The 10,840-nt window shown below is 43.7% G+C and carries 7 protein-coding genes and 2 pseudogenes; 2 read left to right on the top strand and 7 right to left on the bottom strand.

The window, feature by feature from the left end; genetic code table 11:
- Positions 1-44 precede the first annotated feature (44 nt).
- Complete coding sequence (locus VB836_RS13010) at positions 45-1,220, top strand: tyrosine-type recombinase/integrase (protein ID WP_323219702.1); 1,176 nt, start codon at positions 45-47, stop codon at positions 1,218-1,220.
- A gap of 539 nt (positions 1,221-1,759) precedes the next feature.
- Here the strand turns inward: VB836_RS13010 and VB836_RS13005 are convergent.
- Positions 1,760-1,864: pseudogene (locus VB836_RS13005) on the bottom strand (Uma2 family endonuclease); the annotation flags it as partial.
- 226 nt (positions 1,865-2,090) lie between these two features.
- Between VB836_RS13005 and VB836_RS13000 the strand changes: the two are divergent.
- A complete protein-coding gene (locus VB836_RS13000) occupies positions 2,091-2,831 on the top strand; it encodes a response regulator transcription factor (RefSeq protein WP_046277982.1) in 741 nt (246 codons plus the stop codon).
- A gap of 718 nt (positions 2,832-3,549) precedes the next feature.
- Here VB836_RS13000 and VB836_RS12995 read toward each other — a convergent pair.
- From VB836_RS12995 to VB836_RS12970, 6 genes and pseudogenes are all read right to left on the bottom strand, one after another.
- Positions 3,550-4,311, bottom strand: coding sequence for a PHP domain-containing protein (locus tag VB836_RS12995; RefSeq protein WP_046277983.1), 762 nt, complete (start codon positions 4,309-4,311; stop codon positions 3,550-3,552).
- A gap of 309 nt (positions 4,312-4,620) precedes the next feature.
- Positions 4,621-5,841, bottom strand: coding sequence for a HetZ-related protein (locus VB836_RS12990; RefSeq protein ID WP_046277984.1), 1,221 nt, complete (start codon positions 5,839-5,841; stop codon positions 4,621-4,623).
- A 474-nt stretch (positions 5,842-6,315) separates the two neighbouring features.
- On the bottom strand, positions 6,316-7,707 hold the full coding sequence (locus tag VB836_RS12985; RefSeq protein ID WP_323219701.1) for a malic enzyme-like NAD(P)-binding protein: 1,392 nt from the start codon (positions 7,705-7,707) through the stop codon (positions 6,316-6,318).
- Between the two features lie 403 nt (positions 7,708-8,110).
- The gene (locus tag VB836_RS12980) at positions 8,111-8,470 is read right to left on the bottom strand and encodes a KGK domain-containing protein (RefSeq protein WP_046282052.1); all 360 of its coding nucleotides are present in this window, start codon (positions 8,468-8,470) and stop codon (positions 8,111-8,113) included.
- Positions 8,471-8,554: 84 nt separating this feature from the next.
- Complete coding sequence (ccsB, locus tag VB836_RS12975) at positions 8,555-9,595, bottom strand: c-type cytochrome biogenesis protein CcsB (protein WP_323219700.1); 1,041 nt, start codon at positions 9,593-9,595, stop codon at positions 8,555-8,557.
- 379 nt (positions 9,596-9,974) lie between these two features.
- Positions 9,975-10,688: pseudogene (locus VB836_RS12970) on the bottom strand (RNA-guided endonuclease InsQ/TnpB family protein); the annotation flags it as partial.
- Positions 10,689-10,840 lie beyond the last annotated feature (152 nt).

The following is a 10,840-nucleotide window of genomic DNA, read 5'->3' as shown; positions in this document are numbered from 1 at the left end:
AAAATCAACTCAAACGCTGTTAACTAAATAAGACACAACAAATAATGAAAAATCCATCCAAACGCCGCAAAGGGCGGGTTGGAGTGTCATGTCATAATGGAATTCTACGGCTATCACTTCCCCGTTTTGTGTGTGGAGGTGAACGGAGATATTTGTATTTAGGATTAAAAGACACTCCAGTTAACCGCAAGCTTGCAGAAGCAAAAGCCCAACAAATAGAGACAGATATTGTCTATGAGCGCTTTGACCAAACTCTTGAACGCTATCGCCATCAGAAAACCGTCATTCCTGAACAGAAACCCAGTCAAGAAACCCTAGCTCAACTCTACAAACAGTACATAGAAACCAGACGTTCAAGTGTCAGACCGGGAACATGGAGAGGTACTTATCTGGTTATATTGGGTCACATTCAACGATCACCTTTTGCAAATACTGACCCCAACTTAGAAAGCACTGGTTATGCTCAAAAGATGCTGGACTGGGGAAGTCAAACCCTTTCGGGTGACACTTGCAGGCGCTTAATGGTTCAGCTCAACGCCTGTTTAAAGTGGGCTGTTGAATCTAAGCGAGTCAAACTGAACCGTTCACCATTTGAAGGCATGGCAGGGAAAGCCAGAAAGCGGATCAAGAAATCAGAGGATGAGGAAACTGATATTAATCCATTCACCAGTCTTGAGCGAGACGCCATCATAGAAGCTTTCAAAACCCGTTTTCAACACCGTCAGTATTACTATTACGCTGCCTTCTGTTTTTATGTTGGCTGTAGACCGAGTGAGGCGATCGCATTGACTTGGGAAGACATCTCAGACGATCTAAGTAAGATAACTTTCAGAAATGCCATAGTAGCGGGTGTTGAAGGTCTGGAAAAAGTTGAGGGGCTTAAAACCCAGAAAAAGCGGGTGTTTCCCTGCAACAATCAGGTTCAGAAGTTACTGAGAGAAATTAAGTCAACCCGTCAGTCTACTCAAGGTTTGGTATTAGCCTCAACCCGAGGCAAGATATTCAGCACAGATTCTTTTCGCAAAGTGTGGGTCAAAGTGCTTGACAGCTTAGGGATTGAGTATAGAAAGCCCTACCAGACCAGACACACATTTATCACCCTCTGCCTTGAGAAAGGAGTAGATGCAAAAGATGTTGCTAAGTGGGTAGGTAATAGTGCTGAGATAATTTACAAAAATTATGCAGGTCACAGAACCGAGTTATCTGTCCCTGAACTTTGAGTTTCAGGTCATCAAATAGCCACTTTTGGAGTGAGTTTGGAGTGAATCCTACTCACGTCCAGAGAGTCTTAATCTCTGAAAGCTTTAACTGAGAGGAGATTGAGGGTTGTAAGAGTCACTGACTTGTAATCGGAAGGTTGTGGGTTCAAATCCGACCGCCAGCTTTAATTAGAGGCACTTTCAGACAATACAGCTTAACCCTTTTCAGTAAAAACGATAACGAGACCACCCGTCGAGCAGATTTTGGTTTTTCTGATTTGGATGGCACGGGAAGGATAGAGTTAATATATTATCTGTGATTAAAGCGATCGCATTTAACAGGATGGGTTTAGTCAGATTTTGGCTGAGAACTAAAAGCAGTTTTCAAACCCGCCCCACATCACTGATAACTGTTGACTGTCAAAGCTATTTCTTACTATTACTTTACCAAATTACCGTTATAGCGCTACGCGCTAGGCAAAAGGCAACAGGCAAGAGGCAAAAGTGCCAGCAGAAAATATTTTCAGCATTTACCAATGTCCTAACCGTTATGCGTAGTGCTATAAATCTAATACAAATCCCGGTAAAACATTTTCTCCCGATAAGGTGTTGGGATTTTCTTGAATTTCTACTTCTCGATCCGGGCGATAAATTTCGACTCTTTGAAACAGAATCCCAAAACAATACTATACTTGGGAATTCCAGCCTTGAAAAATTCGTAGGCAACCTCATCTTCAGTACCCTCTCGATTTTTACATCTAGTAGAGTGGAATCGAGAAAAATTTGTCAAGTGTGGATCGAGTCAAGAAAACCGTTCTTTTGAGAGATCGATTTGCGCTAAGGAGTTCGCTAAAGTGAAATAAAGTAGAGGGTTAAATCAAGGTAAAATTGATGTCTAGTCAGACTCCAGGAAATAATAGCGATGGGGTAGAAGTCCCTGAAGTACCAGCACGACTGTTATTGGTTGATGATGAACCGGGACTGCGAGAAGCGGTACAAGCTTATCTTGAAGATAGCGATTTCGTCGTTGATGTGGCGAGTAATGCTCGTCAAGGTTGGGAACTGTTACAGCAAAATTTACCCGACTTGGTGATTACAGATATTATGATGCCAGAAGTTGATGGCTATCAGTTCCTTAAACAAATGCGCGACGATCCTCAGTTTAAAGCTTTACCTGTGGTTTTTTTAACGGCAAAAGGGATGACCACTGATCGGATTCAAGGGTATCAAGCAGGTTGTGATGCTTATCTTTCTAAACCTTTTGATCCCGAAGAATTAGTTGTTATTGTCAAAAATTTATTAGAACGTCGAGCGGTAGTCCAAGCCAGCAATTCTGATGGAAATCCTGATATTGCCACCTTAGCAGGTCAAATAGCTCGGATTGAAAATATGTTGAAAGGGAAAAGTGGCATCACGCAAACGCCCGCACCGATTAAAATTGATTTAACGCCTCGTGAACAGAGTGTGTTAGATTTAGTCGCTCAAGGATTAATGAATAAAGAAATCGCCCGTCGCTTAGAAACCAGTGTTCGTAATGTTGAGAAATATGTCAGTCGTTTGTTTACGAAAACCGGAACAAATAGCCGAACAGAATTAGTTCGTTATGCTCTAGAACATGGTTTAACTCAATAGTTAAGAGAGAACAGGGAACAGGCAACAGGCAATAGGCACTGGTCACTCTCTTACAAACAAAGTCTCGCGCCCTACCGCGCCCGTCCCCCGGCAAGCGCTTTTGCCTGCCTCCTGCTAACTGTAAACTGTCTTCACTGGTCACTGGTAACAGTAAACTGTAAACTGTCTTCACTGGTCACTGGTAACAGTAAACTGTAAACTGTCTTCACTGGTCACTGGTCACTGGTCACTGTAAACTGTCTTCACTGTTCCCTACCCTAATTTTACCAAATTACTGTTAAATCTAATATAAATCCCGGTCAATTAATCATTGTTAGGTTGATCAACTGATTCCTCATTTTAAGAAAACTTACAGAGATTTAAGATTTGTTCTTGCTTCTACCCGTTTGATGATGAGATTTGTTAGGTTAAAACTATAAAATAGCATAAAAATCATTATGAAAACCTCCAAACCTTCTCTCAATCAGAATGAATCTCTGATCAAAAGCTTTCTTTTGCTGCTGCTTTTGATTGCATTTTTGATGATGATGATTTTGGGAAGTGGAACCTGAAGCAGTAAATGCCTCCCCGATATATACCTCCTGAATAACGGTTTTATATTCGGTTAATGCTCTATCTTTTGATTAAACAGTTAGTGGTCAGTTTAAACAGCTACTGACCACCCATTAAGAATAATCGATGAATTTGAGCGTTTCTCAACATTGACTCGATGCCACTCCTAAAGGCGTAACAACAAGTTACACCCATGAGTATCGGTACCGCAGGTGTGCAGAAGTCCATACCGATTTGCTAACTGTTTGATGTCTTCGGTAATCTCAGGTGTGGGTTTCCAAGGATTGGTATTGCGGTAGCTGTAATAAACCTCTACCCCATCAACCCCCAAACGAGCCGCTTCCGAAATTAACGCCTTAGCCGGAGAACGATAACGCGCCGGATGCGCCAAAACTGCTAAACCCCCCGCTTTGTGAATCGCTGCAATCACATTTTCGGCTCGGTAGTTGGAACCTTTCACGGTATGACCCTGAAGATAGGGCTGTAAACAGATGGCTTGAGGATCGAACGCATAGGCGAGAATATGCACCTCCACATTCAGTAAACCTGCACTAATTTCTACGCCTGTCCAGAGTGTCGGAGCGGTGGAACTATTTTCAGGATGACAAGATTTCCAGGTGTCTAACCAACGTTGGGCTTGGTGATACCCTTGCGTTGTATGATGGTCTGTAATCGCCAGTCCCTTTAAACCAATGGCGATCGCCTGTTCCATCAGTTGATGGGGTCTAAGCTGTCCATCGGAGTTGACCGTGTGCATATGAAAGTTATAGGAAGACGGACAGCTATTAACGTCAATTGTTCGGAAAACCTGCTGAAGTACAGTTGGGTTTTGAGCGATTGCATCAGACGAAAGGTGTTCATCTGCGCTCCCTGTCGGATCAGAGATCCGATCTGATGAAGCAGAAGTTGGAGCCAGGTTGACAAGCATAATGATTGAGATAGCGATACTTAATAAACTGTTACTTCAGTGTACTGTATCTAATTTGCCCGAGAATAGTTCGCAGTTAACACTAAAACTTTAAAATACAAGATTAGAAATTCTTATCAGCAAAACCGAGCAATTTTACTTATCAATTCAGAATTGATTGTTTATCATTAGAAGTTTATGGTTAACCTTGTCTATTCTCGGGGGATCGGGGTGAACATGGTAGACATCTCAGGGGCGATCGGATAGTTAGGTGGGTTTGAGTCCTATTCCTAATGTCATCGCGGTTCACCATGCCCTATCTACCCGATCCTATGCTTGAACACCGTTACGATAAGCAAATGCTAAATCTAAAAGTTTCGCCCAACGTTTCTGAACTTGCTTCGGTGTACATTTGAGAACTTTAGCAATCTCTTTTTCACTTTTTTGCTCCCGCTTGAGTTGCAACAGTTGCTGTTGGTTAGCCGAGAGCTTGGTTTGAAAATCTTCCCATTGCTCAGTTGTCATCCCCAGTTTTTGATCGAGATCTGCACCTAACCATTCATGGACTAATTTCCAATTGGTTGAACGGGCAAACTTTTCAACATGATACTTAAACCGTTGTTGGAGATAATCACGCTGACGAGCCGTTAAACCGAGAACTTTATCAATATCACTGGCTTGCATATCTTGTAATTTTAGCATCAGATAATTTACACAGTCAGCCTGATCTTGAGATTCGAGATATTGAACCAACTCGGTAATCACCCGTTGACGTAACACAGCGTCCGCCGGATCAACCGCTTCAGAAACCATTTGTTCGCGAACTTGTTGCATCGCAGAAGAACGGCTTTGTGCTTCGGCTTCTTCAGTTTTTGCGCCTTCAACCGCCAGTTCAATATCAATTGCGGTTTCTGGGGGTTGACCTTTAGCAAAGCCTTGAGCGCGGAGAACGATCAGACGTTGGCGGTTGCGACCCGGTAAACCAATTTGACGCTTGGCGTACTGTTCAGTAAATGCCATGTATTCCGACAGTTCTAACTTGCTGTGAGGCGTGTAGTCTTCTGCCATGTTGTGTTCCCGCCGGAAGGCACGCAATGATTCAATGTAAAATCCTTGCAGGAAGTCTTCAATCAAGTTATAACGCGCTTGGAAATTCAGTTGAGCCGCAAATGCAGCAATGTGACGGTAAACCATCGCAGCCAGGGTAGAATGCAGTTCAACCCGACCTTGGCGAGAACCGAGTTTGTAGTATTGCAAGCACTTTTGCAAGCGATGACGCGCTAAATTAAGCTGCCAAGTGCGGACTTCTCCAGACGTTTGAATGCGCTTGCTTTTTTCACAAATGCGTTCAACTTCCAGAGCAATTCGCATCATCACATCCCGACCCGTAGCAGGTCTCATTTGCAACGCTTCCGATAATTCCTCTAAGAGAATATCAGCAACGGTTTGAGCATCCAGTTCTTGATCGACTGCGAAGGTTTTTCCAGCTTGAACGTCAGTGGTTTGATAGGAGTTGGTAGCGGAGCCTGTGGATTGGGTATTAGCAAACATTTTTCTAACCTCAGGGTAATGCACCATTTGCATATGCAAAGAGTGAAGGGCGGCGAGAGAATTGATTTCTTGTGGATGTCCTGAATCAACTCTCTACACTTTGAATAGTAGGTGCAGACCAAATAGCATAGGCACTGCAATGTTCCACTCTCTGAGGTAACTGTATTTGGCTGGAATTCAGGCCTGTCAGCTTGATACCATGAGAGGTTTCTTATCACCCTGAAACCTTTACTAGAAGAGCGTTTGTCTCATCAATGCCCCCTGCGATCGCTCGTGTTTAGGCAAGCAATCTTTACTATTAGAGTAGACAATTAGCCAACTGGTTCCCTTTGGCGGATGTAGAGATAGCCGAAAGGGGTTAAAAATTTAGAGCCGCAAGGGATCTTGGGCAGCACCGGAGGCGATAGAGGCGGGTGGAGAATACACCTTGTTGGTTTGTAATTTTCCCGCCCCGAATTTGAGTTTACGGACTGTTTAGTTGCGAGCGACTCCTTCCTGACGAGCAGTATGAGAAACCGCCGCCGCTACGGCTTGGGCGACTCGTGGATCAAATACAGAAGGGACAATGTGTTCGCGATCCAAGTCGGAAGGATTAACTAAAGCTGCGATCGCCACTGCGGCTTCTAGATACATCTTGGTGGTTAGCGTGGAAGCCCGACAGTCGAGAGCGCCGCGAAAGATGCCTGGAAACGCCAGAACGTTGTTAATTTGGTTGGGATAGTCACTGCGTCCTGTTGCCATAATTGCCACATCATCGACGATCAACTCGGGTTGAATTTCGGGGATAGGGTTGGCCATTGCAAACACAATCGGGTCTTTTGCCATTGAACGCACCATTTCTGGAGTCACAACACCGGGAGCGCTCACTCCCATGAATACATCAGTCTCTTTCATCGCATCTGCGAGAGAACCGGACATTTCTACAGCCAATGCTTGTTTTTGGGGGTTGAGATCGCTGCGATCTTTGGAGAGAATGCCTTTGGAGTCGCACATGATGATATGACGAACTCCGGCTTCTTGCAACAAACGAGCGATCGCAATACCCGCAGCACCCGCCCCATTAATTACAACTTTGACGTCTTCAATGGATTTTTTCACCAGTTTCAGGGCGTTGAATAAAGCTGCTAAACTAACAATGGCGGTTCCATGTTGGTCGTCGTGAAAAACGGGAATATCGAGGATTTCTCGCAGTCTGGCTTCGATTTCAAAACACCGAGGAGCGGCGATATCTTCTAGGTTAACCCCGCCAAAAACTGGGGCTAAATATTTCACGGTTTCGATAATGGCGTTTGTGTCTTGGGTATCGAGACAAATGGGAAACGCATCAATTCCGCCAAATTCTTTAAACAGCATGGCTTTCCCTTCCATCACGGGTAACGCACCACCTGGCCCTAGATTTCCTAACCCTAAAACTGCACTGCCATCGGTAACAATGGCAACAGTATTTTGTTTAATGGTTAGGTTATAGAGTTCTTGTGGATCATCGGCAATTGCCCGACAAATTCGACCGACTCCCGGCGTATAAGCCATTGCTAAATCATCTTGAGATTTGAGGGGAAATTTGCTTTCTATGCGGATTTTTCCTTTGCGGTGAAGATTGAACGTGCGATCATAAACGGAAACGACTTTAAATTCAGGTAACGCTTTCACCGCCTGAACAATGTTCTCAGCGTGTTCACTGCTATAGGCATTAACAGTGATTTCGCGAATCGTGGTGTTGCGAGTATACTCAATTAAGTCAATTTGTCCTAAGTTTCCCCCCTCTGATGCTATAGCTTGGGTGACAATTGCCAACATTCCCGCTTTGTTGGGAAGTTCGATGCGAATCGTAACGCTATAACTGGGATTAGGTGTTAGGCTGGCCATGTTAGTTTAGTGTTCAGTGAACAATCAACAGTGAACAGTAAACCGTAAACCGTAAAAAGTAAACAGTGAACAGTTTTTCCAAAGAGGGGATTGGGGATTTGAGTTTAGCCTATCTTACTTTCCATCTCCCTCGCTTTGAGGGTTGACAAGGGAGGACGGCTTCTGATATAGTATCAATAGTATTTATTATAATCGAGTATTGAAAAAAATATTTTTTTCGTTAATATCCCATTATAAAATAATCATACCCGTAGCCGCACCAAAAGTCAAGAGGGTCTGCCGAAAAAAAAATCGCGAAATTTCCAGGAAAAACGAGTTTGAAGGCAGCAGTCAATCAGGGGAATGGGGGTTGTGAGTAAAGAGGCGTTCCCCCGTTCCTCAAGGCCCCTAATTGTAAACTGTTTTAACTCCACATCCCCACTGGATGAATTTGTCGTCTCAAGGGTGGCGGGAGTTCTTCGGGGTTCGCAGTTTGGATCGGAGTCGGTATACTCGGAAATTGGGGGACAGAAATCGGGACTTCAGGGGTTTCACTCTCTAGGGAGGTAAACTCCAGACGCACCTTAATTTTTCCTTTTCTCCAGGTTTGTCCCGGACTCAATAGGTCACATTCAAGGCCATCACCGAAGATATATTCTTCTTCTAATTTGGCTTGCATCATTGCCAGAAATTCACTAACTTTGAACGTGCATTGAAACATTAATGCACTCGCCCCGGTGTGCAGAACATCATCATTATCTATAATATGAATTGGGTGATTCATTACTGTTTCCTGTAATCGTTTATTGAAAAGGAAAACGGAATTAGCGTTTGAATGAATGCCGTTTTCCGGTGTAAAAATTTGAACCTAAAAGAACCAACCGTAGGAATGTAAACCCTTACCTAAAAGATTAACACCTAAATAGCAAATCCAAACGACAAAAAATCCGGTTGCAGCTAAAATAGCGGGTTTGCGTCCTTGCCATCCTTTGGTAATTCGAGCGTGTAAATAAGCGGCAAAAACCAACCAAGTAATTAACGCCCAAGTTTCTTTCGGGTCCCAACTCCAATAAGATCCCCAAGCTTCATTTGCCCAAACCGCCCCAGCGATAATCCCAATGGTGAGTAATGGAAATCCCAGTCCAATAATTCGATAACTAATATTATCAATCGTTTCCGCTAAACTCAAGCGTTGGGGTGATAATAAAGCAGCCGAGTTGCTATTAGTAGAACTGACTAACTCTAACAGGGCTGTTGTTCCTTTGCCGTTGGTATTGGCTGAGAGTTCAGATCCAGCATTAACAACCGTTTCAGAAGCAGTGGCGGTTAACTCGGTGGAATGATTGAGTTTATAGTGGTGGTTTCGGGAAATACGAGTTCCTAAGGAACTTCCACTCAGTTCAATCTCTTGTCCCCGTGTAATCACCAAAAAGGCGATCGCGAGTAATGAACCTACCATTAAAGTGGCATAACTGAGCATCATCACGCTAACGTGCATCATCAGCCAGTTAGACTTAAGGGCGGGAACCAAAGGTTCAGACAGTTGCATTTGAGACGGTAGCGTTAAAGCCGCAAAAGCACTAATTCCCATCGCCACAGGTGCTGTAACGACACCGACAAGCCGAGATCGGCTCATATTTTCAGCTACCAAGTGTATGGTTGTAATACCCCAAGTGAGGAAAAATAGCGACTCGTAGAGGTTACTGATGGGGAAATAACCTGCTTCTATCCATCTAGCGGCGAGTAACGCAGCGATACACAGGTTAGCGATGGTCATCGCAGCAGTTCCCAAAGTTTGCAGGTAGGGAATCCCAGGAAACGCAGCACCACTCCAGTAAACTAGCATACTGGCGAACAAGATTGCAAACGAAAGGTTATCTAACCCATTTTGCAGGGCGACTAAATCCATTAAGTGTTCTCCTGTCGAATGAACGGATCAAACCATACTCTTTTTTATCCTAGCGACTCTTGTTAACCCTGCGTCAACTAAAATTTTTCAGGACGACCCACTGACCAAAAATCTCAGGGTAGACGATGTGAACGTAGTTTGACATCCTCTCCGCCGTAAACGACGGAGATTCCAAACATCACTGTTTGGGTTTCCTCTTTCGTTGAGTTGACTTACAAGGGTTGGGTTTCCCCACTCAAGCAGAGATCAGTCTCTCGGGAGGCGTTAATTTCCGTCTGCCCGACGGTATTTTCAAAACAGATATTAAGCGGAAAAACGGATTAAGCTACGTGTGAGAAGCCAAGATTTATGCGTTTTACAGTCAAGTTAATCCGTTAATCTATTTCTTATCCGTTTCTTGATTTGATAGTTGTTTAAGTGCAGATTTTAGAATGTTTTTGGCGGCATTTTCGTCTCGGTTGGATGTGTATCCGCAGTGAGGACATTTATGAGTTCTCGTACTGAGAGTTTTGACAACCTTTTCACCGCAATTTGAGCAGTTTTGAGACGTGTATGCAGGTTCAACGGCAATCACCGGAACCCCATAAATCCTCCCAAAATACTCCAGCCATTCTCTAAATCTGTACCAAGCAACATCATTAATTGACTTGGCTAAATGATGATTTTTAACTAGATTGCGTATCCGTAGATTTTCTATCGCTACCAAATCGTTAGACTGTATGACGTGTTGGGCCTGTTTACAAACCCAATCGTTACGCCTGCGTGAAACCTTGAGATGCGCTCTACCTAACCGATTCCTTGCTTTTTTACGGTTTTGACTTCCCTTTTTTGTTCTTGATAACCGACGTTGCAGCTTTTTAATTCGTCGCTCGTCTTTTCTTAAAAAGCGGGGGTTGTCTATCTGTATCCCGGTGGAATCGGTGTAGAAATGGTTTAAACCGACATCCAAACCTGTTTGTTTGTTACTGAGTTCTTTGTTTTCCTCTCTGGTATGATCGATTAAAAATTGAGCATAATACCCATCGTGTCTTCTAATCACCCTAACCCGTTTAATTTGTTGGAGTTGATAGAAGTGCAAATCTCGACTTCCCCATCCCCCCTTTTGGTTCCCCCCTTAGAAAGGCAGGGCTGTTTCATTCTAGCAAAATCCAAAGCCTAGACCACCTGTTATTAAGCCATCTTTGACCTTCAGTAATAGAGACAAATCCTAACAGTCGAAACAGATTCATTGCTATAGTTTGGAGG

Source organism: Limnoraphis robusta BA-68 BA1 (assembly GCF_034932365.1).
GTDB lineage: Bacteria > Cyanobacteriota > Cyanobacteriia > Cyanobacteriales > Microcoleaceae > Capilliphycus > Capilliphycus robustus.
Note: the sequence above shows the minus strand (reverse complement) of the source record. Positions and strands in the feature narration are given on the sequence as shown.

Bases quoted from the DNA above. Each gene is read 5' to 3' on its own strand.
- VB836_RS13010 (WP_323219702.1), top strand. From the start codon at position 45: ATGAAAAATCCATCCAAACGCCGCAAAGGGCGGGTTGGAGTGTCATGT.
- VB836_RS13000 (WP_046277982.1), top strand. From the start codon at position 2,091: ATGTCTAGTCAGACTCCAGGAAATAATAGCGATGGGGTAGAAGTCCCT.
- VB836_RS12995 (WP_046277983.1), bottom strand. From the start codon at position 4,311: ATGCTTGTCAACCTGGCTCCAACTTCTGCTTCATCAGATCGGATCTCT.
- VB836_RS12990 (WP_046277984.1), bottom strand. From the start codon at position 5,841: ATGTTTGCTAATACCCAATCCACAGGCTCCGCTACCAACTCCTATCAA.
- VB836_RS12985 (WP_323219701.1), bottom strand. From the start codon at position 7,707: ATGGCCAGCCTAACACCTAATCCCAGTTATAGCGTTACGATTCGCATC.
- VB836_RS12980 (WP_046282052.1), bottom strand. From the start codon at position 8,470: ATGAATCACCCAATTCATATTATAGATAATGATGATGTTCTGCACACC.
- ccsB (WP_323219700.1), bottom strand. From the start codon at position 9,595: ATGGATTTAGTCGCCCTGCAAAATGGGTTAGATAACCTTTCGTTTGCA.